This is a genomic window from Shouchella lonarensis, from assembly GCF_900096965.1.
GTDB lineage: Bacteria > Bacillota > Bacilli > Bacillales > Bacillaceae_D > Shouchella > Shouchella lonarensis.
The window spans coordinates 51,291-76,174 of the sequence record NZ_FMYM01000007.1 but is presented as its reverse complement, the minus strand read 5'-3'; the positions used below and the strand labels follow the sequence as shown (position 1 = coordinate 76,174).

Genomic DNA, 24,884 nt, shown 5'->3' with positions numbered 1-24,884 from the left:
CTGTACAACCCCACACCGGTGCTACACAGGTTTTCTCGATCTAAACAAACAAAAACGGATCTGTGCTCCGCGTCGAGGCAAATACTTCTGCGTCATAGCCTTCCTGCACTACAAACGCTTGTAATCGCGACGCAACGCCTTCTTTCATAACGTGCTCAATATGGTGCCCGGCATCAATGAGGCAAAACCCATCCATTAATGCGTCTTGGGCAACGTGGTAGTACACATCACCAGTAATGAGTACATCCGCACCAGCTCGCTTCGCAGCCCCGACGTATTTATTGCCATCTCCTCCGAGTACAGCTACTTTCCGGATTGGCGTATCACCGTTCCCAACGACACGTACTGCCTGCAGCTGGAGGGCTTCTTTCACAAACTGCGCGTATGCATTAAGGTTTGTCGCTTCATGTACTGAGCCGATCCGTCCGAGACCAAGCTGTTCTGCCGGTTCCTCTAATGAATACACATCATAAGCTGGCTCTTCATACGGGTGTGCGCGCTTCAATGCTGTCAGCACAGCTTTACACTGCTTCTTCGTCACAATCGTTTCGAGGCGGATTTCTTCCACAAATTCTTGTTTACCAGCTGAACCGATATACGGATTGGCACCAACACTCGGGCGGAATGTGCCTGTTCCTTCAGTTTGAAACGCACAATGGCTATACTCGCCAATATGACCGGCACCAGCTTGACCGAGCGCTTCTCTCACTTCTTCTATATGTGACATTGGGACGAAGACGACAAGCTTTTGCATTGCTTCTGTGTGTGTCGGGACGAGGACCCGCGTGTTTGTTAAGTTTAACTGCTTCGCAAGCAAGTCATTGACGCCACCTTGTGCGACATCGAGATTTGTGTGTGCCGCATAGATGGTGATATCATGCTGGAGTGCCTTGGAAACGATCCGCCCAATCGCTGTGCTCGTATCAATTTGCTTTAACGGACGAAATAAGAGCGGATGATGGGCGATGATCAAGTCAACTTGCTCGTCAATGGCTTCATCAATCGTTTCTTCTAGCACATCGAGGGCAGTCATGACACGCTTGACGTGCTTATTTAACGTGCCGACCATGAGTCCGTTCTTATCGCCGTCCATTTCATAATGCTTCGGTGCAAATGTTGCAAAATGGGCGAGCAATGTTTGCATATGCAAGGCTTTCTTTTTCATTGTAAAACCTCCCGAACGAGCGCAATGTTTTCCTCTATCTTTTGTCGCTTCTCACTTGCTGCGATTGGATCTTGACTTTTATCTAACTGCGCGAGGACACGCGTCCAACTCGCTACTTCATCAGACCATTTTTTCCGGAATACCGCTGATTTCTCTTCTCTTAAAAATGGGCCAAGCAATAAATCAGCTGCTGACAATGCCTGTCTTTTTCCACTTTCCTTCTTAGCGACAAGTACCTCATAAATTTTCCCGTCTTCTTCTATCATTTCTTCTGCAATGAGCGTCCAATGATGTGCGACGCACCATAACCGAATGACCTGTGCCGCCACATTCGGCTGTAACACAAGTGTATGCACATTTTTTAATGCTTCTCGCCCCTCTGTTAAAATGTCTACAATTAATGGACCACCCATGCCAGCAATAACAACCGCCTCAATCCCATCTTCTTCTCGTAAAACAGCGAGACCGTTTCCTTTCCGCACATCAATCTGGTCACATAATCCAGCCTGTCTCACTTGTGCTTTCGCGGATTGGTAAGGTCCTTCATTCACTTCACCAGCGACCACATAACAGTCTTCATTTTTTAAACACAGATAGCATGGCAAATAGGCGTGATCTGAGCCGATGTCGGCCACTTTTGTCACACCACTTAAGTAGGATGCAACACACGCTAATCGTTTTGAGAGATTCTGTTCATTCACGTTTTCACACCCTTATTGAAAAAGCAGAGGTCGCCCCCTGCTTTTTCACCTTACTTTGATAGAGATAACAAGTATTCTGCAATTGCATCGATTTCTTCATCTTTGAATGTACCGCTAAAGGATGGCATCCCACCTCGGCCATTTTTTACGACTTCAATGATTTCTTCCTTACTTAATTTACCTTCTAACGCATTTAATGCAGGTGCATTGCCTGTCCCAGCTAAATCCGTTGCATGACAGGACACACATGATTTTTGTACAACTTGTTCTCCATGAGCAATTGGATCTTCGATGACCATTGGTTCACCAGTGTCATCACCTTCTTTATCCATATTTGCGCGTTGTTGTTGTCCTACTGTCGAAAGTACGACAATAAGAATGACCCCAAGTAGCGCGATAAGCGCAAATGGGAGTAACGGACGTCTCTTCATTTGATCGACCCCTTTCTCTGTTGCTGTTTCAAAATATATGTAAAAGAAACCGCATCCACCTTATTTTACTTTACTTTTGTTCATATGAAAAGAGAGCATACGTTTTTCTCCATTGTGACAAAAAGTCCATCTCATTTGCATTCTGTGCGCGCACACAGTACAATAAAAGAAGTAAGAGAAAAACGCTTTTTTCCTTTTAAAAGAGTGACGCATCTGACCTCTCTTCTCACCTTTAAGGTCAGATGGTTGTCGACTACTCTAAAAAGTCTTTTAATCGCTTGCTGCGGCTCGGATGACGCAATTTACGCAGTGCTTTTGCTTCAATTTGTCTAATACGTTCGCGCGTGACGCCAAACACTTTTCCTACTTCTTCAAGTGTACGCGTACGTCCATCATCTAAACCAAAACGCAAGCGGAGCACATTTTCTTCACGGTCAGTTAATGTATCAAGCACATCTTCTAGTTGTTCTTTTAACAATTCGTACGCTGCTGCATCGGATGGGGCAAGCGCTTCTTGGTCCTCAATAAAGTCACCTAAGTGAGAGTCATCCTCTTCACCAATGGGTGTTTCCAATGACACAGGCTCTTGAGCGATTTTAAGAATTTCGCGCACTTTCTCTGGGGTTAATTCCATCTCTTTTGCAACTTCTTCCGGTGTTGGTTCACGCCCATATTCTTGCAACAGTTGTCGTTGTACACGGATCAACTTATTAATGGTCTCAACCATATGCACCGGGATCCGAATTGTACGTGCTTGGTCAGCAATCGCGCGTGTAATGGCTTGACGAATCCACCATGTTGCATACGTACTAAATTTAAAGCCTTTGTCATGATCAAATTTCTCGACCGCTTTAATGAGCCCCATGTTCCCTTCTTGAATTAAGTCAAGGAACAACATCCCACGTCCGACGTAACGTTTCGCAATTGAAACGACTAACCGTAAATTTGCTTCTGCTAACCGCTTCTTTGCTTCCTCGTCTCCTTGTTCAATTCGTTTAGCCAAATTTACTTCCTCATCGGCAGACAATAGTGCGACGCGACCTATTTCTTTTAAATACATTCGCACAGGGTCATTAATTTTTATACCTGGTGGTACACTCAGGTCATTTAAATCAAATTCATCCTCTTCTTTCACTACTTGACGAATCGTCGCAGCCTCATCATCGGGTTCATTTACCAGTTCAATCCCTTGTTCACCAAGGTACTCATAAAACTCATCCATATGGTCAGAGTCTTGCTCATAGACAGCCATTTTCTCTATAATTTCAGCGTATGTGAGCGTGCCACGCTTCTTCCCAAGCTCGACAAGTTGTTCCTTCATTTGATCGATGGTAAGATCACCTTCTGTCAATGGACGTGGTGTTTTTTCCGCCATACGATCCCCTCCTTCCAAAATTGACGCTGCTAACTTAGCTGCTGGCAAATTCATTCTTTAATCGGAGTGACTCTTCCTGCAATGCTTGGGCAAGCTTTGCCGCAGCTACTGGGTCCTCTGCTTGCTTAATCGCTTGTTTCTGTGCAAGTAATTGTGCCCATTTTGGGTATTGTTCAATCCGCTTTATATAATCGCGAAATGCCTCATCGCTACATGGTTCCTCTAATGGCTGTACTAATAATTCAGCTGCAAGACGCGCAAGGTCGCGATCCTCTAGCTCGGCAATAAAAAGATCCATATTTGCTCCAGGTGTTCGTGACACAAATGATAATAAATACGCATATAACGCTTGATGCGCATCAATATTAAACTGTCCTGTTAATTGGGTAGACACACGCCATACCATTTCAATATCGCGCAACATATAACCGAGTAAAGCCCTTTCTGCCTGCACATATGCTGCTGGTAAGCGTATATTAGATTTTCTTTCAGACGGCGCCGTAGCAAACGAATTTTCTTCTTTTCGCTTTGCCTGTGCCACCTCTTTTCTAAAACGCGTCTGTTCCTCGCGAAGCACTTCTATTGATAAGCCGAACTCATCTGCTAGTTGGCGCATATAATATTCACGTGTGACTGCTTGCGGATACTTTGCTAAATCCCGCATTACTTCTTCAATATAGCGTAGCCGATCTCCTTCATTTTGAAGATTTTTCCCAATCCTACGATCATGCATACGAAACATCATAACCGACATCAATTCTTTTTCCAAATGCAATCGAAATGACTGTGCGCCGTGATGAGCAATAAATCCGTCTGGATCAAGTCCGTCTGGTAACAAACATATTTTCACTTCACACCCTACACCTTCAAGCACGGAAATCGCTTTACGTGTTGCTTCAAGCCCAGCCTGATCACCGTCATAACAAAGAACAACTTGCGAAACATTTCGCCGCAACAATGTCGCCTGTTCAATTGTCAGCGCCGTACCAAAAGTCGCAACCGCATTTGTAACACCTGTTTGCCATGCAGCAATGACATCAAACGCTCCTTCAAATAAAATCACTTGGTCACGCTGTCTCATACCTGACCTTGCATCATGCAAGTTAAACAGTGTCTTCCCTTTTTGAAACAATGGGGTTTCTGGACTGTTTAAATATTTGGGCTGGTCAGCGCCAATCGCCCGACCACCAAACGCAATGACCTGTCCTTTGCCATCTTTCACAGGAAACATGAGGCGATGCCGAAATAAATCATAGTACCCTTCAGCTTGTTTTCTTGCGGAAAGCAATCCACATTGTGCCATGAGCGAGAGAGACCACTTCTTGTTTGAAAAAATCGTCGTAAGTGCCTCCCAATGGTCCGGTGCGTAGCCGATTTGAAAGTGCTCAAGTTGTGCAGCAGATAACTTTCTCTCCTCTGCATACACCCGTCCAGGTGCACCTTCTTCAGTCATGCGTAATACATTATGATACGTTTCCGCCGCGAGCGTATGCGCTTCTTTCATCACCTGGAGATCAGCGTGCATACTTGTCTTATGAGTGGTATTTTTTGTTGCTTCTGGCAGCGCAATACGTGCCCTACGCGCCAAATGATGTGCCGCTTCGGTAAAATGCCAGCCTTCTATTTCTTGCAAAAAGGTAAACACATTGCCTCCTGCACCGCACCCAAAACAATGATACAACTGCTTCTCACTCGAGACAGAAAATGATGGTGTCTTTTCGTGATGAAATGGACAAAGTCCACTATGACCACGCCCTTGCTTTGTGAGCTGGACATATTCACCAATCACTTCTACAATGTCATTTGCCCTACGAATCTCAGCCAATTGCTCATCCTGTATTTTATCCACCATGGGCAATCACCAAATCCTTTCGTACGCTCACTCACCATCCAGCAAAGAAGCCAAATTTTGTTTAAAACGATCCCGCTCAATTGCTGTAAATTTTTTCGGCCCCCCGCGTACTTTCTTTCCTGATCGTCGCTCCTTTTGTGAAAGGTAGCGCGACTGTAACATCTCATCCATTGTTTTCTCGTCGTAACGATGTCCACGTGGAGAGACGACGTACACTCCTTTCATCAGTAAGAGCGAAGCGAGACCATAATCTTGTGTCACACATACGTCAGTCTCTTTAACTGCTGCTAAAATATATAAATCAACAGCTTCTTTATGACAATCTACTTGCACAATTTTTATATGTGCTGGTGCGTTTAGATCGTGGGCATAGGAACAAACAAACACCACGTCACATTCATACGTCTCACACAAAGAAATAATTTCTTCTTTTACAGGACACGAATCAGCATCTACATATACAATTTGGTTTCTTTTTGTTCCCATAACTATATCTTTCTACACCATGACGAGTATTTCCTTCCTAACTTGACGAAAACAAAAAAAATATGTCGAAGGCACCATTTTTATCCTTCCTCTTCTATCATTGCCAAAAAAACAGAAAAAAGTCTTGACTTTTCCATATTTATTTGCTAGATGCGCCCAATATACATACACATCATTAAAAACAATCACAAGTACCCATTATACTGAAAAGTAACGGGTTTGAAAAGACGTCATTTCACGCGTGTTTATAAATAGATCTATTTAAAGGACTACCACTTCATCCTTTATCCTTTTTTCCGAAACATATCAGAAATCATATTTGCTGTTTCTTCAACTGCCTTTGTTGAAACATCGATGATGGGACATTGAATTCTTGCCATCACACGTGATGCATAGTCCAATTCTTCCTTAATACGGTTCATATCTGCATATTTGGCTTCCGTTTTCAAACCTAATGCTTTTAAACGTTCAGCACGAATGCCATTTAACTTTTCTGGACTAATTTTTAAACCGACACATTTTTTTGGTGAGATATGAAATAACTCTTCTGGTGGTTCCACCTCGGGTACGAGCGGAACGTTAGCTACTTTAAACCGTTTGTGCGCTAAATACTGTGAAAGTGGGGTTTTAGACGTGCGAGACACACCAATTAATACGACATCTGCTAAAATAATCCCTCGAGGATCACGACCGTCATCATACTTTACCGCAAATTCGATCGCTTCGACCTTACGAAAATAATCTTCATCTAAGCGATGAATCAATCCCGGTTCATAACGAGGCTCTTCATTTGTCAATTCATGAATCTTCGCCAACATCGGACCAATGATATCGACCGTTTCCACCCCAACTGCCGCCGCTTCTGTTAATAAAAAGTGTTTCATTTCTGGGATCACAAGCGTAAATGCAATGAGTGCATCTTCTTCTTGAGCAAGCTCAATAATTTCTTTCAATGTTCCTTTGTCTTCAACGTAAGGAATGCGACGAAGATCGACGCCCGCTTCACTAAATTGGCTCATTGCCGCTTTGGCAACAAGTTCAGCCGTTTCTCCAACTGAATCTGAAACGACATATACGACAAGGCGTTCACGGCTCTTTGTCATCACTGGATTCATCCCCTTAAAAAATGAACTATATGTTCTACTATCACTATTTCATCTCATTCAAAATCATTATTTGCCAAATCAACCAATAGCGCGGTCAAATTTGTTTTCGTTACGCGTCCAATGACCTCATATCCTGATCCTACAGCGACTTTTTTCACAATAGGTAATCCATCTATTTGTCGTGTCATTAACGTTTGTGCGACTTCAATGATTGCATCTTCCTTCTGACACATCGCGATGTTAGGCATGCGGGACATCACGACACTCACTGGGGTTGTTTCTAACGACCCCTCGCCTAAACTTGCGCGCAAAAGGTCTTTTCTAGAAGCAACACCAATTAATGTATTTGATTTATCCACAACGAATAAGGTGCCACAGTCCTCTAAGAACATCGTACAAATCGCTTCATATACAGATGATGACGCTGAAACGAGTACAGGACGTGACTGGTAATGGGCAACTGTAATATCTTTAATTTTATCTGACAACATTTGCCCGCCTGTTTTCCCTGTATAAAAATAACCAACACGTGGTCGTGCATCCAAATATCCGGACATCGTTAAGATGGCCAAATCTGGACGAAGTGTCGCCCGCGCCAAAGAGAGCCGCTCAGCGATATGCTCCCCTGTTATAGGGCCATTCTCTTTCACAATGTCAATAATTTGTTGTTGACGCTTCGACAGTTCGATTTGGATCACCTCTCTTTTGCCTTACTCACGTAGGAAGAACGAGTTGCTGAAAGTCAGCAAAAGCTTCTATCGACTGTGCCAGCCGTCGCAACAATGCCAACCGATTGTGACGGATGCGCGCATCGTCACACATGACCATCGTGTCCGCGAAAAACGCAGCAATTGCCGGTTCACACGCTGTTAATGATGCAAACGCTGCTTTCACATCACGTGCCGCTAAAGCTTGACCCATCTCTTTTTCGACTTTCAACGTTGCTTGACATAACATACTTTCTGACTCATTTTCAAAAAGATCATTTGACACTTCCTCGTCGTGTGTTGCTTTTGTTGCTAAATTTGTCACACGTCGAAACGCTTCTACACTCTTTTTAAATGTCGCGTCATCCACCTTTTCTGTGAGCAACTGGCTTTTCGCAAGCATTGTTTCTACATCCGTTTGTGGAGCTTGTAGCACCGCATCGACCACGTCATAGCGATTTCCGGCTTCAGTAAAAGCGTATTTCAAACGTGTCTCAAAAAATGTTAAGAGCGCCTCCTTTGTTTCTTCGACAGACGTAGTCATAAATCCTTCTTTTGAGGCAACTTCCAACGCATAATCAAGTAATGTATCCAAATGTAGTCGGGATTTATAGGCAAGTAACAGGTAAACAACGCCACTTGCTTGTCGTCTCAGTGCATAGGGATCTTGAGAACCGGTTGGAATGAGTCCAATTCCAAAACATGATACAAGCGTATCTAGGCGGTCTGCTAACGCAAGCATTGTTCCCGCTGCACTTGTTGGCGTCACGTCTTTTGCAAACCGTGGCAAATATTGCTCATAAATGGCTGTTGCAACGGCTTCCGCCTCACCTGCTTTCAGCGCGTACACTTGCCCCATTCGTCCTTGTAGTTCTGGAAATTCACCTACCATATTCGTCACAAGATCAAATTTGCTCATTGCTGCAGCACGACGCACCGTCTCTTGTTCCGCTTCCGATAAACCACTTTGTGTTGCTAACCATGTGGCTATCGCAGTCGTGCGCGCCACTTTTTGGCCAATTGTCCCAATTGATTCGTGGAAAACAATGTGGTCTAGCTTCGCAATTGACTCTTCAATCGAACGGTTTCCGTCTTCTTCATAGAAAAATTTCGCATCTGCCAAGCGCGCTCGTAACACTTTTTCATTGCCCTTCACCACTTGCGCGATAGATGCATCGTTCCCATTGCGAATGGTCACAAAATAAGGAAGCAACTGACCATTGGCGTCTGTAACTGGAAAATAGCGTTGGTGCTCACGCATGGTCGTTACAAGCACTTCTTTTGGCAAAGATAGAAATGCTTCATCAAACTGACCAGCAAGTGCCGTTGGATATTCCACTAAGTTCGTCACTTCTTCCAACAATGCTTTGTCAATTGGAATATGCCAACCATTTTTCGTCATCAGTTGTTCTAATTGCATACAAATGCGCGACTTACGCTTCTCTACATCAACCATGACATATTGCGCTTCTAACTTTTCTACATACTCATCCGGAGAGTGTAACGTGACTTCCTCCCCTAAAAAGCGGTGCCCCTTTGTATGTCGGTTTGTTGAAACGGCTGTGATTGAAAAAGGGACAACGTCTTCTCCATAAAGCGCCACAAGCCATTGAATCGGGCGCGCGTAACGTAAATCATACGTATGCCAACGCATATTTTTCGAAAAATTAAGCGACGTTACGATGTCTTTTAGCTCAGGCAAAAGGGAAATCGTTTCTTTTCCAGCCGTAAATGTATTGGCAAAAATATATTCGACATCTCCAACGTGCTTGACTTGAAGTGCTTGCGCCTCGACGCCTTGACCGCGGGCAAACCCAAGGGCCGCTTTTGTCCATTCACCAGAAGCATCCATCGCAATCCTTTTTGCCGGTCCACGTACTTCAGCAGTGACATCTGGCTGCTTTACAGCAAGTGCCTCAACAATGACAGCCAAACGCCGCGGTGTCGCGTACGTCTCGACTTTTTCATATGACAATCCTTTGTCATCCAGCCATGCGCGCACTTTCTCACCGAGCTGCTTCACAGCCGGTACGACTTCTCGTGCTGGCAATTCTTCTACACCAATTTCTAATAACAATGGCTTATGATTCATGTGAGGAGCCCTCCTTCTTTAACATCGGAAAACCAAGCCTTTCTCTTTCATCATAATAGAGACGCGCTGCTTTCCGCGCAAGCGTACGTACACGCCCAATATATCCAGTTCGTTCAGTGACTGAAATCGCGCCCCGTGCATCAAGCAAATTGAACGTGTGCGAACATTTGAGAATGTAATCGTACGCAGGAAAGACAAGTCCTGCCTCAAGTGCACGCGTCGCCTCTGTTTCATACGTCGAGAACAGCGAAAACAACATCTTCGTGTCCGACACCTCGAACGTATATTTAGAATGCTCGTACTCTGGCTGATGGAAAATATCACCGTATGTAAATTCATCGACCCAGGCAAGCTCAAACACATTTTCCTTGTCTTGAATATACATCGCTAACCGTTCAAGGCCATACGTAATTTCGGCAGAGACGGGATTCGCTTCCATACCACCTACTTGCTGGAAGTACGTAAATTGCGTGATCTCCATGCCATCTAACCATACTTCCCAGCCGAGGCCTGCACAGCCAAGCGTCGGATTCTCCCAGTTATCTTCCACAAAACGAATGTCGTGCGCTAACGGATCAATACCTAACGCCCGCAAACTATCTAAATAGAGCTCCTGAATATGAAGCGGCGATGGTTTCATAATGACTTGAAATTGGTGATGTTGGTATAAGCGATTTGGATTTTCTCCGTAACGCCCGTCAGCAGGACGGCGCGACGGTTCCACATAGGCCACGTTCCATGGCTCAGGGCCAATTGTACGTAGCAACGTATGCGGACTCATCGTTCCTGCCCCTTTCTCTATGTCATAGGCATTCATAATGATACAGTTTTGCTTTGACCAAAAAGATTGCAACGTTAAAATCATTGACTGAACATCCATTGATTGTCCTCCTTTATTAGGGGCAGTAGACGACAAAAAAAACTCGCCTCTACGCCCATGTGGCATAGGGACGAGCAGTTTGCCCGCGGTTCCACCCTACTTATCGACCGGAAGTCAAAAATCAGTCGCCCGAGGTCGGATGATGCCCTTTTGTTCCGACTTCTGGTCTCTAATTCCTGACTGCTGATGGTCGATCACTTTATCCGATTATGCTCGGGAATTGCCTGTACACTTGCTTTGATGTCCTAGCTCACACCACCCTAGGATCGCTATGCATCAAGTGACGCAAACGCTCTTTTTTCCCTCAGACGCACCTTTTCATTGTTTGCTCATTATAGTCGCTTTTTTAATCATTGTCAAGCGTGAAAAGACGTGGATCATACCGCTCTAGTTGCGTAATAAACCCCCGTGTCTTTAAATGAATCCCTACATATTCGTCGTAATACATATGCAACATTGTACGGAGTCGCTTCTTTGTGCTTGCTGAAATTGAAATTGTGCCGATCTTGTTTAAGTCGACATAATAAAGTGTACGTAACAACTGGGCAAAGGTAATTGATATTGGATAAGCATGCTGATCACGGTACGCGCAAGTGACACATAAAAAACCTGCCTGTGTAATCGAAAATACGGTTGGATCATGAGTGTCTGAACGACAAACCGCGCAATAATCCAACACAGGTTTTGCGCCGGCGACCGTTAACATTTTCAAATCGACGATACGTGCAATCACTTCACCATCGTATCCTGTTTCAAGTTGTTTTAGTGCGACAATAAGCCAGTCAAATACATGCAAATATATCCGCCGCGCTTCTGTAAGTTTATCGACTAACTCTACCATGTATGCGGCATACGCAGCTTTTGTCATATCCATATGAATTGTTTTAAACGACTGCAACACATCACCTTGACTAAGTGATGGCATGCCTCGTCCTTGAAAAAACAAAAACGACCCATACACAAATGGCTGTGTCACTGCTGAAAAACGGCTCGTCCCTTTTTTGGCCCCTTTTGCTAACACAGCCATCTTCCCATAAGACGTTGTATACAATGTCACAATTTTATCTGTCTCTCCGTAATCAATCGATTTCAGCACAATGCCGTCGACTTTTTTTAACATGACCTCTCCCTATATTGGTGCGGGTTTTTAAAGAGGAGAAGGACCAAGTGAGCCGGTTTCACTTGTGTTATTTTCAAGGTCTTCTCCGTTTTCCTCTAGCTCTTTCAATAACAAATACATGTCTACATTCCCTGTCTGCGAAAATACTTTCCATAATAGCTCAAGCATTAAAAGCCACCCTTTCATTTCCTAGGTTCTTTTACAAACGCACCGTCTTCTACGGGGCGACCCTTTGCTTGTTATGTTCACCTGTAGACGCACGTATCATGCTATGGAAAAATTGTTAATTCCCCACCCTTGACTTTTTCAAAATTACGTGTCCTGCTTACGAATAGTCCTCTTCATTAAAACCAAAATCGCGTAGTTGTGCAGGACGATTACGCCAATCTTTTTGCACCTTCACCCATAATTCTAAAAACACGCCCGAACCAAGCAAGGCTTCAATATCTGCACGTGCAAGCTGACCGATCTCTTTCAACATTGCCCCACGCTTCCCGATAATCATTCCTTTTTGCGAAGAACGCTCGACAATGACCGTCGCTCCTACATACACTTTTCCATTGTCCCGCCGCTTCATTTGTTCAATAACAACCGCGATTGCATGGGGAATTTCTTCGCGTGTTAACTGCAACACCTTCTCACGAATGAGCTCGGAAACAATGAATCGTTCTGGGTGGTCTGTCACTTGGTCAGCCGGATAATATTGAGGTCCTTCTTTCATATAAGACACGATTTGTTTCATCAGTGTTGGGACATTCTCACCCTCCAGTGCTGAAATCGGAACAATTTCTGCAAAATCATACCGATCCTTATAAGATGCGATCATATGAAGCAATTCATCTGAGGTCACCTTATCAATTTTATTAACGACCAAAAATACCGGCTGGTTCGTTTCCTGTAAACGTTCGAGAATATATTGTTCACCCGGGCCGAATTGTTCATCGGCAGAAATGACATATAAAATGAGATCGACTTCACGTAACGTATTTTTAGCCACTTTCATCATGAAATCACCGAGACGATGTTTCGGCTTATGGATCCCTGGTGTATCAATGAAAATAACTTGCACATCAGCATCCGTATACACGCCTTGTACTTTGTTTCTCGTTGTTTGTGGTTTGTCTGACATGATTGCAATTTTTTGACCGATCACATGGTTTAATAACGTCGACTTGCCGACATTCGGTCGACCGATAATCGAGACAAAACCTGACTTAAATGATTGTTCCTTAACGCTCATACATGTCCTCCGCTTTAAAAAATCCTGGTAATAGTGCTTGAACAGTTGTTTCTTGCCAATCACCTTGTAAGTTCCCTAAATAAACAGGCATATCCGGCGGACAAAGCTCAACTAATACTTGACGACAAGCCCCACAAGGAGAAATTGGTTCATCGGTATCAGCGACAACCGCGATCGCTTGAAACGGCGCATGCCCCTCTTTGTATGCCTTGAAAAGTGCTGTTCGCTCGGCACAATTTGTTAAACCGTACGAAGCATTTTCAATGTTGGCACCATGTACAACTGTCCCATCAGCAAGTAACAATGCCGCTCCGACTGCAAAGGATGAATAAGGAATATACGCATGACGTCGTGCCTCCAGCGCTTGCTCCATTAATGCTTTCTTATCCATAAATATGCTCCTCTCAAAACAATTTTACAATTGGCGGGATAAAAATAAACAGACCAATTATTACAGCAAATAAACTGAACATAAACACCGCCGCAGCTGCAATATCTTTCGCCCGCTTCGCTAATGGATGGTACGCTTCTACAACTAAGTCAACCGTTCGCTCGATGGCGGTATTCATAATTTCTAACGTAAGCATGCCCCCAATCACGAGCAGCAACACGAGCCAATGGGTTAGGGGAATAGCTAAATACCATCCCGCACATATGACAAGTGCGGCACTGACAAGATGAACTTGCATGTTTTGCTCATTTTTGCATACATAAGCGAGCCCTGACATTGCATAACCAAAAGATCGAAACAGCCGACGAATCCCTTTACGATTGCGGTCTTCCAAGCCCATAAGATTGTAAAATCTCCTCCTGTCTTGTGAACATCTTTTTTTCATCCGTTTCATTCATATGATCGTACCCTAATAGATGTAAAAAACCGTGCACAAGTAAAAATGCAAGCTCTCGTTCATACGTATGCCCGTACTCTGATGCCTGGCGCTCTATATGCGGCACCGAAATAACGATATCGCCAAGCATGTCCCTCATCCCTTCAGGCAGAATCAAATCCACCTCTTCTTCACCATCATGTAAAGCGAAGGACAACACATCTGTTGCTTTGTCTAACCCGCGGTGTGTAGCATTTAAAGACTGGATCTCTTTTTCATCAACAAACGTTACAGACACTTCACTTAGACGACTGACATTTTCTTCTGCTGCTGCATGAGTCAATACTTGCTTAGCAATCGTTAATTGTGCTGAAGTCAGTGTGTTTGTTTCATCGGTTACTTCAATCTCTAACATTTACTTGTCTCCTTTTAACGTGTCTTCTGGGTACTCAATCCGTTGATGGAAAGTTCCTTTTAACGTCTCGCAGATTGATCGCTTAATCTTATTCAATTCCTTTAACGTTAAGTCTGATTCATCAAATTGACCATCTTCTAGCTTATCTTTAATGATTTTATCAACAAGGTGCTCGATTCTCTCCGGTGTTGGTTTTTGCATTGAGCGAACAGCTGCCTCCACACTATCAGCAATAGAGATGATCGATGTGACTTTCGTTTGTGGTTTCGGACCCGGGTAACGGAATTGGGATTCAGGTAATGGCTGATCGCTTTCTTCATTCGCTTTATGATAAAAGTATTTTAGCAAGCTTGTCCCGTGATGTTGTTCAGCGATATCAATGATCTCTTTTGGCATTTTATGTTCACGTAACAATTCTGCACCGTCATACGGATGTGAAATGATAATCGTTTTACTCAGTTGCGGAGAAATTTTATCATGAGGGTTTTCCCCCTTTAACTGATTCTCGATAAAAAAGTGAGGACGTTTTGTTTTTCCTAAGTCATGATAATACGCACCCACACGTGCGAGCAATCCATTTTCACCGAGCACTTCACAAGCTGCTTCTGATAAGTTACCGACAACAACACTGTGGTGATACGTTCCGGGTGCTTCAATTAATATTTTTCTCAGTAACGGATGATTCGGATTTGACAACTCAATCAAGCGAGATACAGACAACACACCAAAACCTGTCTCAATAAACGGCAAAATTCCAATCGTTAGTACAGCAGCAATAAAAGCCGATAAGAATGCTGCGCCAAAATGTATACCAAATTCAACCCAATCAATATGAATTGTCTTGATCAACAAAAGTGTGAGTACCGTCACGATGTTCGCACAAGCGACAAAAAATCCTGCCCGCAAAATACGCGTGGCCCGATTTGTATGCTTTAAAAAGTAAATGGCACTTAAGCAACTGATAAGAATATATAAACCGTACGTAAATGCAAATGTCCCTGGAGAATCGTTGTTATAAAATACACTGCCAATGATCGCAAAAATAAAGCTTGTCATAATCGCAATCTTAGGATGAATGAGTAGTGACAGTAACATCGCACCTGCAGCTGCTGGAACGGCATACCCTAAACCACTCTGATCAACCATTGGAGCCAAATAACTACATCCCTTTAAAATTAATAACATCATGACAAACACCATTGCAAACATGAGTAAGTGTGAATGGTTTGTCGCGACACTTGTTTGAGAGTCGTTTAAAAAATAAACCAACATCCCCACGATTAAAGATACGAGCAGCGCTAGTCCAATATAAGGATAAATAATCGGGGCATCATCTAACAAACCGACTAGCCGTAACTTTTCATACACAGGATGTGTGATCATGTCCCCTGCTTTCACGAGCAATTCCCCATCGCGAATCACTACCGGTTCAACCTCATCTGCAGCTTCTTTACGTAAACGTTCTGTAGCTTCTGCATCATATGTCACATTAAACGTAATTGCAGTATCGACAAGACCACTTACCGTTTCTCGCACACCTGCCATTAAATTAGACACACTTGCCACTTGCTCTTTTGCCAGCTGCTTTGCCTCTTGCAGCTCACCGACGCGAATTTGTTCACTCATCGTTTCATAAACAGCACTTACCGCTGTATCTTTGGCAAGCTCGAATTGTTGATCGGGCGTATCTAACAAGACAGTCAACTGATCATCAGAAATCTCTGTGTTCATGCTATCTGAAAAATCGTTACGTATTTCCTTAATCTGATCCTTGACCGACATCTTCTTGTCGGCTTCTTTCGCTTCATCACGCACTTTAGCAACCACACTAAAAATCGTTTCTACATGTTGCCGACGCTCTTCTTTATAATTTTTCTTGTGCTTCATCTGTGATTCAATACTTTCTCTTGCTTCTTCACGCCGCTTTTCCGTCGCTTGTTTATCTTCCACTGTTACACGGGAATGAAGATCCTGTTCCGCAGGCGTTGACAATGCAATGTTTAAACGCTCAGGTATGATATTGTCAATCATCATGACATACATGATCACGCCAATGAGCGCGAAAATCACCGCTCGCGTATATGGCTGATGTTTGACTTTCGACCACCATCCAGACGCCGCAGAAGCTTTTTTCTTCTTTGTCATTTCATCACCTCCATTCAAGCGTTCAGAAATTGGTTGCCGGAGGGGAGCTCCGGGCTAACTCATTAAAATCCTTTCTAACTTCCCGCCTCAGACTCCTGACTTTCGCTCTCATACGCATGTAAAATTTGCTGTACCAACACATGACGAATCACATCACTTGCTTGTAAATATGAAAATCCAATGCCAGATACGTGCTTTAACTTTTCAGTAGCAGCTTTCAATCCCGATCGTTTTCCCTTTGGTAAATCAATTTGCGTCAAGTCACCGTTGACGACCATCTTTGAACCAAATCCTAACCGGGTCACAAACATTTTTATTTGTTCTTCTGTCGTGTTTTGTGCCTCATCTAAAATGACAAACGCATTTTCTAAAGTACGTCCGCGCATATATGCGAGTGGCGCCACTTCAATCGTTCCTTTTTCCATCAGTCTCGCTGTATGTTCTACACCTAAAACGTCATGCAACGCATCATAAATAGGACGCAAATACGGATCAACCTTTTCTTTCAAGTCACCCGGTAAAAAACCTAAGCTCTCGCCTGCTTCTACAGCAGGTCTTGATAAAACAATGCGCTCCACTTTGCCTTCCTTCAGTGCCGTTACTGCCATGACAACAGCTAAATACGTTTTTCCTGTGCCTGCAGGTCCGACACCAAAAACCATGTCCTTATTTTTGATGAGAGACACGTAATGTCGTTGTCCGAGTGTTTTCGCCTGGACCTCTTTTCCTTTAATCGTCGTTGTAATTTTATCACCGTATAGGTCATGTAAGTCATCCAGTTTCCCTTGCGCTTCTAATTGGACCGCATAGAGCACATCACGTTCCGTCAATTCGATTTTCTGGCTCACTACTTGGACAAGCGCTTTCAGCACACGGGTCGCCCGATCAACATTGCCTTTTTCTCCGGTTGCCAAAATCTCCTCTCCGCGTGTCACGAGTTGAAGGGATAATGCTTGTTCTAACTGGTGTAAATGTGCATCACCTGGACCATATAATGCTTGCGTCAACGCAGCATCTTCTGTATCTAGTTGGATTACAAATGCTTCTGACAATCGCATCAGTCTCCTTGTATAATTGGTTTTTCTTGCGTAATTTCTTCTAAAACTTGGTAATGAATCGTTAATGAAACTGTACCATCCTCAACACGTTGCTGCAAAATATTTTCAGATTTAATGACTGCATCTTCCGGTAGCCGCTCCCGTAATTCTGTCCGTGCCCCTGCCATTGCGACTTTTTTTGCCTCTTCTTCTGTATACGTACGTTCAAATGAAAATGTTTCACGTTGTTCTGTCGTTTTGAACTGAACTGGTAACCGATAACCAAATAATGACCAGTCTGTTTCTCGCTCAAATGTCTCATACTGCTCATACGCCGGCTTTGTAAACGCCCAAACGGGAACTTCAAAACCACCAAGCATAAGTGAGCGTCGGTTTTTTTGCGTGCCTGTCAACGTTGTGAACGTGTTTTTTAATGGAATGGTTACATTTGAAGTATACCATATTTCACCGATCACAGTCGCTTTTGCGGCAACAATCTTTTCTTTTCCCTCTACACCAATGACACCCGAAACAATGACATCCCCCTTCTCCACATAATCATTTGTATGTTTTAAAGCTTTCCCGTTTTCGACAAAAATCTTATGAATGACCGCCCGTTTTGAAGCAACGAGATGGCGAGGGCTTAACCGCTCTGCTGGCGCTTGCCTCACTTGCTCCACAACCTCAAATTCAAAGGTCGTCCCTTTTTTACGCACCCCAATCCAAGTTGCCTCGTCCACTTCTTCTGTGACAAGAAGTTGAATTTCATCCGGTGGTGGTAAAAGAAATTGGAATTTTCCTCGTTTGATTCCAAGTGCGTCCACTACTTCACGTAGCTCCTGCGCCACTTTCGGGCTTGCTCCTTTAATTTCAATATCCCACACCATATTTGCTGCTAACATCATCATGGTAGCAAAGAGAACAACGCCCAGCGACAATCCAATTCGAACGCGCATTTGTTTTAAAAAGAAAGGGAATCCACTACGCCTCTTAAAGGTTGTCTTACATTTAAATGCACGCAACAACATTCTAAGATCGTGAACATGATCAAGAAACATGTCAAACTGGAGCGTATCACCTTTTTTATATCGGACATTCCATATTTCTATCTTTCTCCTTAAGCAAGCATTTAATAACCGCGTTGGTTCTTCCATTGTGATCTCAACTGTCACATAACCACGTATTTGTTTTGCCGCGTTGTTTCGCACAAATGCCCTCTCCTTTATTTCTATTTCTTTTTCGTTTCGTCTTGTATAAATGACACATGCTCAATACGTCCTTCTAATAAAAGTTCCTCAGGCATAATCGTTTTTAATATAAAGCCACTTCCACGAATGAGTAACTGCCCCTGTTTTAAAAATAAACATATTTCTTCCCGTGAAAAGCGCTGTACACCGCAATGGTTTTCAATATAAATATGCAGTTGTCCAATCATCGTAATTCGTGGCAGATCCATCATGACATCTGCCGGTAGCTGCATGCGTTGGCCCAACCAACGTTTCATATTGTTTGCCATTTTCTTCATGCAGCTCTCCCCCTCTCGTATGAGTGTATGAAAAAGACCCTTTAAATAGCACACAAAAAGCCGTCATGTCATTGACATCACGGCTTTTGCTTCATTTGCAGTTATCATATACAGCCATCTAAATGGTCACATGTTGCTTTTATCTTCTCACCAAACGAGATTGTACCTGTTTTCGCCCTTTAGGTGACCCGATGATTTCAGCCCACACAACCGCACGCATCGCTTCTTGACCAGAAGGACGGCTAAAGTGCAATGGACTTGCTGCAGGCGATTGCTGCTGTGGCTTTCGTGTAACCACTGTTTGTTTTTTCATACGATTTATTTTTTGCTCTAACTGTTGCTGCAACCGCTCTAGCTCTTCCTGTTTCACGCGCGTCTCACGCTCGTCTAATGCTGTTACGATCTGAGGCTCAGATTTTGGCGCAGGTGCAGATGCAGGCTCAGGCTCTTTATCTTTCCATGTATCAGGATCAAATATATCTTGCCAGTCGAACCCTTCATCTGACGACTGTTCGTCCGCGCGTGAAGCAGATGCTGATTCTTCCTTTTTAACAGGCTCTCCCTTAAGCAAACGCGAGAAGAAACTAAGGATCGCACCGATCGCAATGATGGCAGGGATCGGATTGCTAAAAATAAAATCAATAAGTTCTTCCATATGGGTGTAACCCCCCTTTGCACTTCGGAACAAGGGCGAGGTCGTTCAGTCCTCGCACACTGTCCCAACGTTTCTCAGTTGGCTATTGGTTATTTGTTCTCATCAACATTAGCGTCCTGAACATCGCTAGACGATTTACTAATCGCGTCGCGCATATCGGTATCAGCCATGACATTTTGATAGTTCATATAATCCATGACACCCATATGACCTTGACGTAACGCCTCTGATAAAGCAAGTGGTACTTCCGCTTCTGCTTCAACCACTTTCGCCCGCATTTCTTCGACGCGCGCTTTCATTTCTTGTTCTTGGGCAACCGCCATCGCGCGACGCTCTTCTGCTTTCGCTTGGGCAATCTTCTTATCTGCTTCCGCTTGGTCTGTTTGCAACTCTGCACCGATGTTTTTACCGACATCAATGTCCGCAATATCAATCGATAAAATTTCAAACGCGGTTCCAGAATCTAAACCTTTTGAAAGCACCGTTTGTGAAATGGTGTCCGGGTTCTCAAGCACGTTTTTATGATGTTCTGAAGAACCGATCGTTGAAACGATCCCTTCCCCAACACGGGCAATAACCGTTTCTTCACCAGCACCACCGACAAGGCGGTCAATGTTTGCACGTACAGTAATCCGGGATTTCGCTTTAATTTCAATCCCGTTCATCGCTACACCCGCGATAAACGGTGTTTCAATAACTTTCGGGTTGACACTCATTTGTACTGCCTCTAACACATCACGACCAGCAAGATCAATCGCCGCCGCGCGCTCAAATGATAAATCAATGTTCGCCCGTTGTGCCGCAATTAACGCATTAACAACACGGTCAACATTTCCCCCTGCTAAATAATGTCCTTCTAGTCGCGCAGTATTTAAATCGATTCCTGCTTTTACCGCTTTAATGAGTGGTGTCACGACACGGGACGGAATCACACGGCGTAAGCGCATCCCGATTAACTCAAAAATTCCTACACGAACTCCTGCCGAAATGGCTGAAATCCACAGTGCAACAGGTACGAATGTAAACAAGATTGACAATAAAATAATCGCAACCGCTGCAATAACAAGTACAAAAATAAGGTTTTGATCCATTCTCTTTCTCCTCCTCTTTCTCTTACAAAAATTTCACTTCCGGGCACTGTTACTCAAGTGCTCGAACAACGATACGTGCCCCTGATGCATGTACAACCTTCACCTGGCTCCCTTTCGCAATGTAACCTCCCTCAGAAACAACGTCTAATCGTTCATCCTGAATGAGTGCAATTCCAGATGGACGAAGATCCGTCAATGCCTTTCCTTCAACGCCAACTAAATGCCTCACTGCACCACTTTGAACGAGCTCATCGCCACTTGTTGCAACAGCTGGCGTTTGTAAGACAAGCCGCTTCCAAGGACCTCGATCTCCAAAGAAAACAAACAACACAACAGCTAAAATGATGGTTAGAACAAGGGCAATGGCTACAGAAAACACCATCACTGTTGTAGAAAAAGAAGCCATGAACAAGCCGCCTAAAATAAACCCTGTTCCCAGTATACCAAAAATCCCAAACCCGGGGACCATAATCTCGATTCCAAGCAAGACAGCACCAATGCCAAGCAAAATAAGTGATTCCCACCCCGCAAAACCTGCAACCATGTGCCCGTAGAAAAATAAGAGCAATGCACTAATCCCCATGATGCCAGGAATACCAAAACCAGGTGAATATACTTCCATTACTAGACCAAGACTTCCTATCGATAACAGAATAGGAATGACAAATGGATGTGTCACAAAACGTGCAAGATGCTCTGCAATGCTCACTTCAGCATGAACAATATTGATGTCATCTTGTTCATAGCCAAGGTAAGTGATGACTTCGTCCAAGTTAGCGGCAATTGCTTCAGCATACCCAACTTCATATGCTTGATCAGCATTTAATGTTAAAAAACCTGGTTCAAATCCATCCACATTAAAGTCACGGTCTGCCATCGCACGGGCGTACGCCGGGTCACGTCCTCCATCTGGTCCGTACTCTTCTGCAGCTGTCATCATGCGACTGATCCAAAGAGACTGCATCTTCTCTTCTGCTGCATTTCCGTCGCCATCAATGACCCCGGCTGATCCAATTTGTCCGTCCGGAGCCATGACAATATCGTCCGCATTGAGCGCAATGTACGCACCGGCAGAAATCGCCTCATTGTTGATAAATGCTGTTACAGGAATTTGAGCCCTGTTAATGATGTTAGCGATATTTCCTGCGGCATCAACTGCACCACCAGGCGTGTGAATGTCCAAGATGATGCGATCAGCGCCCGAAGCTTCTGCCTCTTTAAACGAACGCGCCAAAAATGCTTCCAACCCACGCTCTACTGTTTGCTCAACTGGTATGACAAACACTTGCTTCTTCCCATCATGTGATTGATTGGCTAGCATGTAAAACGGGGTTAGTAAAAAAGCAGTGATCCATGTAACAAATGTTAGCTTTAACCATTTACTCATCTGCTGTCCTCACCTCCCTCGTAGATGGTCCATCACTCTTTCTACGAAAATGATCAAGAAAGGTTTCATTTTTTTTACTTCGTGCGAATGGTTTCATCAGCCATCTCATCTATGTATGTTAAAAGCCCCTGCGTAAGGCAGAGGCTTGTTATACAGACAATTTCTTGGATCGTTATAAGTTTCTTTTATCAATAAACCTGGCATGTATGATTCCAGTCCGAAAAACATGTTTTGCTAGGTTACACGAGGGACTTGTTCTCACCTCGCTTGTTGAAATCCATGGAGGGATTCTTTACGCTGCTTCACTTCATGACTGAGCATGCAATGCGAAAGAAGTTTCTTCTACTATTTTCAAGCTTTTCTATCTGTTGACACAGCCGCTCCAGTCACTTAAAACTTCCGCTTTCTAGCCGCTTCTGATTTCTTCTTACGCTTTACACTTGGCTTTTCGAAGTGTTTGCGTTTTTTAACCTCAGCCAATGTTCCTTCTTTGGAGATTGATCTCTTAAAGCGACGAAGTGCAGCATCGATCGATTCGTTTTTACGAACGCGAGTTTCTGCCATTCTATTTCCCTCCCTCCGAAAACAACCAAACTAAAAACACGTGCGAAAACACGCCTTCATACATTATAATACAGCCTTTAAACAAGGTCAACTCCATGAATGAAAAATTTGTACGTTCCTATGTTTCTGGTCTTGTCATGAAAATCGATTCATATAGTAATAGGACAAGAACGATATGACCCCATTTTAGTATCGCGCGAGGTGACATTTTTTATGGGACAAGAATGGTTTTCTCTCATCGTTGTCTTTATTACTTTATTTTTATTCGGGATGTTCATCTTACGCTCTGGGTTAATGCAAATCGGCGCCCGGCGTTTACAACCCATTTTACTTAGGGCCACCGACTCGGCTTGGAAAGGGCTTATCATTGGTACAGTCATTACCGCCATCTTTCAAAGCAGCACAATTGTGATGATCATGGTTGTTGGTTTCGTTGCGACGCAACTTCTGACGTTTCGCCATACAATTGGTATTATTCTAGGCACAAATATTGGTTCTTGCTTCACATTAGAATTGATTGCCTTTCGACTCACAGACCTTGCCGTGCCGCTCATCGGACTCGGTATTTTCTTTCTCTTGTTTCCAAAAAAAATACTATATTGTTTGGGTAGCATTTTTTTTGGGGTTGGTGCCATTTTTCTCGCAATGCATGGTTTAGAAACCCTTGCCACACCACTAGCAGCAGAACCGATGACACATACGTTTTTTCATTGGACAAACGCACATGCACTATCGGGAATCGTTGTTGGTGCTGTAATGACAATGATTGTCCAATCTAGCACAGCAACGATTGCGATGGCAATGAGTTTCATTCAAGACAGCGCGCTTAATATGGCTTCTGGCATTGCCATTATGCTTGGGGCAAACATTGGTACGTGCCTCACTGCTTACATTGCGAGCATTGGTGCAAGTAAAGCGGCACGCCTCGTCGCCTATGCCCATATTTGGCTGAATCTTTTAGGTGCAATCGCCTTTTTTCCGCTCATCGGCTTTCTCGCCCATATTTCATCTTTGCTAGCGGAATCTACAAGTATGCAACTCGCTCATGCAAGTGTCATTTATAATGTTATCTGTTCACTAGTCGTTCTGCCATTTGCACATATTTTTGCCCGCTTCATCGAGCGGATTCATGGGCGCATGGGCTCAATAAGTTGATGTCCCCTTCTCCCCAGAAACAATGGCCACGCCACTACTCGCACCAATGCGCGTTGCACCAGCTGCTACCATTGCTTCGAGTCCAGTGCGATCGCGCACACCCCCAGATGCTTTTACACCAATATTTGGACCAACTGTTTTCCGCATTAACTGCACATCAGAAGCTGTCGCCCCGCCTGTAGAAAATCCGGTCGATGTTTTGACATAGTCCGCACCGGCTGCAACTGACAACTCACACGCACGTACTTTTTCTTCGTCTGTAAGTAGCGCTGTCTCAATGATGACCTTCGTCAATGCCTTACCTTTTGCTGCTTCGACAACCGCTGCGATATCCGCACGTACTGTTTCGTCGTCCCGATCTTTTAATGCCGCAATGTTGATCACCATGTCCACTTCTGTTGCACCATTTTGAATGGCATTGGTCGTCTCAAATGCCTTTGTCGCCGATGTGGCTTGTCCAAGTGGAAAACCAATGACCGTACATACTGCTACATTTGACGCTTCTTTTAAAAGTGTTGCTGCTGTTTTCACCCAATACGGATTGACACAGACAGACGCAAACTGGTGCTCTTTTGCTTCCTTACATAACTTTTCAATTTGGTCTTTTGTCACATCTGCTTGTAAAAGTGTGTGATCAATGAACGAGGCTGTTTTAACTGTCATTTTCTTCATCCTTCCAAAAGGGGAATTTTTCATTTACTATCATACCATAAATTAGGCAAAAGGTTATCTTGTGGCATTGAACGACATTTCCCTTTAGATATAAGCTGATAATCGCCCTTTTTTATATTTATGCTACACCTTTCAGCTCTTGTCGACATATTTTATGTTACAGGGAGAAATGATGTATGAATTTTAGCCATTACTCACTGCTTCATTTTTTAAATTACACTTATTCTCCACAAAGAAACAAGAGGGGGAAATACGT

Annotated in this window: 26 protein-coding genes; 1 reads left to right on the top strand and 25 read right to left on the bottom strand. The window is 43.8% G+C overall.

The window, feature by feature from the left end; translation table 11 throughout:
- Nucleotides 1–40: 40 nt before the first annotated feature.
- From BLT29_RS08495 to rpsU, 24 genes are all read right to left on the bottom strand, one after another.
- Nucleotides 41–1,165, bottom strand: a complete 1,125-nt coding sequence (locus tag BLT29_RS08495; RefSeq protein WP_090775896.1) for a Nif3-like dinuclear metal center hexameric protein — start codon at nt 1,163–1,165, stop codon at nt 41–43.
- A complete protein-coding gene (locus BLT29_RS08490; RefSeq protein WP_090775895.1) occupies nt 1,162–1,866 on the bottom strand; it encodes a tRNA (adenine(22)-N(1))-methyltransferase in 705 nt (234 codons plus the stop codon). Before BLT29_RS08490 ends, BLT29_RS08495 begins: the two co-directional genes overlap by 4 nt.
- Before the next feature lie 50 nt (nt 1,867–1,916).
- On the bottom strand, nt 1,917–2,297 hold the full coding sequence (locus BLT29_RS08485) for a c-type cytochrome (protein ID WP_090775894.1): 381 nt from the start codon (nt 2,295–2,297) through the stop codon (nt 1,917–1,919).
- Nucleotides 2,298–2,550: 253 nt separating this feature from the next.
- Entirely contained in the window at nt 2,551–3,672 is a 1,122-nt protein-coding gene (gene rpoD / locus BLT29_RS08480; protein WP_090775893.1) for an RNA polymerase sigma factor RpoD, read from the bottom strand.
- A gap of 34 nt (nt 3,673–3,706) precedes the next feature.
- Nucleotides 3,707–5,524: a DNA primase gene (dnaG, locus tag BLT29_RS08475; protein WP_090775892.1), complete on the bottom strand. Its 1,818-nt coding sequence runs from the start codon at nt 5,522–5,524 to the stop codon at nt 3,707–3,709.
- A gap of 27 nt (nt 5,525–5,551) precedes the next feature.
- Nucleotides 5,552–6,010 carry a YaiI/YqxD family protein gene (locus BLT29_RS08470; RefSeq protein ID WP_090775891.1) on the bottom strand — a complete coding sequence of 153 codons (459 nt, stop codon included), beginning with the start codon at nt 6,008–6,010 and terminating at the stop codon, nt 5,552–5,554.
- 284 nt (nt 6,011–6,294) lie between these two features.
- Nucleotides 6,295–7,113, bottom strand: a complete 819-nt coding sequence (locus tag BLT29_RS08465; RefSeq protein WP_090776001.1) for a pyruvate, water dikinase regulatory protein — start codon at nt 7,111–7,113, stop codon at nt 6,295–6,297.
- A 56-nt stretch (nt 7,114–7,169) separates the two neighbouring features.
- Complete coding sequence (gene ccpN, locus BLT29_RS08460; protein ID WP_090775890.1) at nt 7,170–7,814, bottom strand: transcriptional regulator CcpN; 645 nt, start codon at nt 7,812–7,814, stop codon at nt 7,170–7,172.
- A gap of 16 nt (nt 7,815–7,830) precedes the next feature.
- Nucleotides 7,831–9,915 (bottom strand): glycine--tRNA ligase subunit beta, encoded by a 2,085-nt coding sequence (gene glyS, locus BLT29_RS08455; protein ID WP_090775889.1) that lies wholly within the window; start codon nt 9,913–9,915, stop codon nt 7,831–7,833.
- Nucleotides 9,905–10,795 (bottom strand): glycine--tRNA ligase subunit alpha, encoded by an 891-nt coding sequence (gene glyQ, locus BLT29_RS08450; RefSeq protein ID WP_090775888.1) that lies wholly within the window; start codon nt 10,793–10,795, stop codon nt 9,905–9,907. Before glyQ ends, glyS begins: the two co-directional genes overlap by 11 nt.
- Nucleotides 10,796–11,141: 346 nt before the next feature.
- Nucleotides 11,142–11,915: a DNA repair protein RecO gene (recO, locus tag BLT29_RS08445; protein ID WP_090775887.1), complete on the bottom strand. Its 774-nt coding sequence runs from the start codon at nt 11,913–11,915 to the stop codon at nt 11,142–11,144.
- 27 nt (nt 11,916–11,942) lie between these two features.
- Nucleotides 11,943–12,083 carry a YqzL family protein gene (locus BLT29_RS08440; protein ID WP_090775886.1) on the bottom strand — a complete coding sequence of 47 codons (141 nt, stop codon included), beginning with the start codon at nt 12,081–12,083 and terminating at the stop codon, nt 11,943–11,945.
- A 157-nt stretch (nt 12,084–12,240) separates the two neighbouring features.
- Entirely contained in the window at nt 12,241–13,155 is a 915-nt protein-coding gene (gene era, locus BLT29_RS08435; RefSeq protein WP_090775885.1) for a GTPase Era, read from the bottom strand.
- The gene (locus BLT29_RS08430) at nt 13,145–13,546 is read right to left on the bottom strand and encodes a cytidine deaminase (protein WP_090775884.1); all 402 of its coding nucleotides are present in this window, start codon (nt 13,544–13,546) and stop codon (nt 13,145–13,147) included. The genes era and BLT29_RS08430 overlap by 11 nt, the downstream gene beginning before the upstream one ends.
- A gap of 13 nt (nt 13,547–13,559) precedes the next feature.
- Complete coding sequence (locus tag BLT29_RS08425; RefSeq protein ID WP_090775883.1) at nt 13,560–13,946, bottom strand: diacylglycerol kinase family protein; 387 nt, start codon at nt 13,944–13,946, stop codon at nt 13,560–13,562.
- Nucleotides 13,921–14,397 (bottom strand): rRNA maturation RNase YbeY, encoded by a 477-nt coding sequence (gene ybeY, locus BLT29_RS08420; protein WP_090775882.1) that lies wholly within the window; start codon nt 14,395–14,397, stop codon nt 13,921–13,923. Before ybeY ends, BLT29_RS08425 begins: the two co-directional genes overlap by 26 nt.
- Complete coding sequence (locus BLT29_RS08415; protein WP_090775881.1) at nt 14,398–16,542, bottom strand: HD family phosphohydrolase; 2,145 nt, start codon at nt 16,540–16,542, stop codon at nt 14,398–14,400. It abuts the gene before it with no gap.
- 74 nt (nt 16,543–16,616) lie between these two features.
- Complete coding sequence (locus BLT29_RS08410) at nt 16,617–17,594, bottom strand: PhoH family protein (RefSeq protein WP_245701180.1); 978 nt, start codon at nt 17,592–17,594, stop codon at nt 16,617–16,619.
- A gap of 5 nt (nt 17,595–17,599) precedes the next feature.
- Entirely contained in the window at nt 17,600–18,787 is a 1,188-nt protein-coding gene (gene yqfD / locus BLT29_RS08405; protein WP_090775879.1) for a sporulation protein YqfD, read from the bottom strand.
- 20 nt (nt 18,788–18,807) lie between these two features.
- Entirely contained in the window at nt 18,808–19,104 is a 297-nt protein-coding gene (yqfC, locus tag BLT29_RS08400; protein ID WP_090775878.1) for a sporulation protein YqfC, read from the bottom strand.
- Nucleotides 19,105–19,243: 139 nt separating this feature from the next.
- Complete coding sequence (locus tag BLT29_RS08395) at nt 19,244–19,759, bottom strand: YqfB family membrane protein (protein WP_090775877.1); 516 nt, start codon at nt 19,757–19,759, stop codon at nt 19,244–19,246.
- Between the two features lie 89 nt (nt 19,760–19,848).
- Nucleotides 19,849–20,850: a flotillin-like protein FloA gene (gene floA / locus BLT29_RS08390; protein ID WP_090775876.1), complete on the bottom strand. Its 1,002-nt coding sequence runs from the start codon at nt 20,848–20,850 to the stop codon at nt 19,849–19,851.
- 49 nt (nt 20,851–20,899) lie between these two features.
- A complete protein-coding gene (locus BLT29_RS08385; RefSeq protein ID WP_090775875.1) occupies nt 20,900–22,237 on the bottom strand; it encodes an NfeD family protein in 1,338 nt (445 codons plus the stop codon).
- 390 nt (nt 22,238–22,627) lie between these two features.
- A complete protein-coding gene (gene rpsU, locus BLT29_RS08380; protein WP_090775874.1) occupies nt 22,628–22,801 on the bottom strand; it encodes a 30S ribosomal protein S21 in 174 nt (57 codons plus the stop codon).
- 213 nt (nt 22,802–23,014) lie between these two features.
- Here rpsU and BLT29_RS08375 point away from each other — a divergent pair, with 213 nt between their 5' ends.
- Complete coding sequence (locus BLT29_RS08375; RefSeq protein WP_090775873.1) at nt 23,015–23,956, top strand: Na/Pi symporter; 942 nt, start codon at nt 23,015–23,017, stop codon at nt 23,954–23,956.
- Here BLT29_RS08375 and deoC read toward each other — a convergent pair.
- Nucleotides 23,945–24,619 carry a deoxyribose-phosphate aldolase gene (deoC, locus tag BLT29_RS08370; RefSeq protein ID WP_090775872.1) on the bottom strand — a complete coding sequence of 225 codons (675 nt, stop codon included), beginning with the start codon at nt 24,617–24,619 and terminating at the stop codon, nt 23,945–23,947. The two genes, BLT29_RS08375 and deoC, sit on opposite strands and share 12 nt — an antisense overlap.
- Between the last annotated feature and the right edge of the window lie 265 nt (nt 24,620–24,884).

Excerpts from the sequence above, each read along its gene's own strand:
- BLT29_RS08385 (WP_090775875.1), bottom strand. The coding sequence starts at position 22,237 with ATGAGTAAATGGTTAAAGCTAACATTTGTTACATGGATCACTGCTTTT.
- BLT29_RS08485 (WP_090775894.1), bottom strand. The coding sequence starts at position 2,297 with ATGAAGAGACGTCCGTTACTCCCATTTGCGCTTATCGCGCTACTTGGG.
- rpoD (WP_090775893.1), bottom strand. The coding sequence starts at position 3,672 with ATGGCGGAAAAAACACCACGTCCATTGACAGAAGGTGATCTTACCATC.
- dnaG (WP_090775892.1), bottom strand. The coding sequence starts at position 5,524 with ATGGTGGATAAAATACAGGATGAGCAATTGGCTGAGATTCGTAGGGCA.
- BLT29_RS08375 (WP_090775873.1), top strand. The coding sequence starts at position 23,015 with ATGGGACAAGAATGGTTTTCTCTCATCGTTGTCTTTATTACTTTATTT.
- BLT29_RS08465 (WP_090776001.1), bottom strand. The coding sequence starts at position 7,113 with ATGACAAAGAGCCGTGAACGCCTTGTCGTATATGTCGTTTCAGATTCA.
- ybeY (WP_090775882.1), bottom strand. The coding sequence starts at position 14,397 with ATGTTAGAGATTGAAGTAACCGATGAAACAAACACACTGACTTCAGCA.
- floA (WP_090775876.1), bottom strand. The coding sequence starts at position 20,850 with ATGGATCAAAACCTTATTTTTGTACTTGTTATTGCAGCGGTTGCGATT.
- glyQ (WP_090775888.1), bottom strand. The coding sequence starts at position 10,795 with ATGGATGTTCAGTCAATGATTTTAACGTTGCAATCTTTTTGGTCAAAG.
- rpsU (WP_090775874.1), bottom strand. The coding sequence starts at position 22,801 with ATGGCAGAAACTCGCGTTCGTAAAAACGAATCGATCGATGCTGCACTT.
- BLT29_RS08495 (WP_090775896.1), bottom strand. The coding sequence starts at position 1,165 with ATGAAAAAGAAAGCCTTGCATATGCAAACATTGCTCGCCCATTTTGCA.
- era (WP_090775885.1), bottom strand. The coding sequence starts at position 13,155 with ATGAGCGTTAAGGAACAATCATTTAAGTCAGGTTTTGTCTCGATTATC.
- recO (WP_090775887.1), bottom strand. The coding sequence starts at position 11,915 with ATGTTAAAAAAAGTCGACGGCATTGTGCTGAAATCGATTGATTACGGA.
- BLT29_RS08395 (WP_090775877.1), bottom strand. The coding sequence starts at position 19,759 with ATGGAAGAACTTATTGATTTTATTTTTAGCAATCCGATCCCTGCCATC.
- BLT29_RS08470 (WP_090775891.1), bottom strand. The coding sequence starts at position 6,010 with ATGGGAACAAAAAGAAACCAAATTGTATATGTAGATGCTGATTCGTGT.
- BLT29_RS08440 (WP_090775886.1), bottom strand. The coding sequence starts at position 12,083 with ATGCTTGAGCTATTATGGAAAGTATTTTCGCAGACAGGGAATGTAGAC.
- BLT29_RS08430 (WP_090775884.1), bottom strand. The coding sequence starts at position 13,546 with ATGGATAAGAAAGCATTAATGGAGCAAGCGCTGGAGGCACGACGTCAT.
- yqfC (WP_090775878.1), bottom strand. The coding sequence starts at position 19,104 with ATGAAGAAAATGGCAAACAATATGAAACGTTGGTTGGGCCAACGCATG.
- BLT29_RS08415 (WP_090775881.1), bottom strand. The coding sequence starts at position 16,542 with ATGACAAAGAAGAAAAAAGCTTCTGCGGCGTCTGGATGGTGGTCGAAA.
- glyS (WP_090775889.1), bottom strand. The coding sequence starts at position 9,915 with ATGAATCATAAGCCATTGTTATTAGAAATTGGTGTAGAAGAATTGCCA.
- deoC (WP_090775872.1), bottom strand. The coding sequence starts at position 24,619 with ATGACAGTTAAAACAGCCTCGTTCATTGATCACACACTTTTACAAGCA.
- BLT29_RS08425 (WP_090775883.1), bottom strand. The coding sequence starts at position 13,946 with ATGGGCTTGGAAGACCGCAATCGTAAAGGGATTCGTCGGCTGTTTCGA.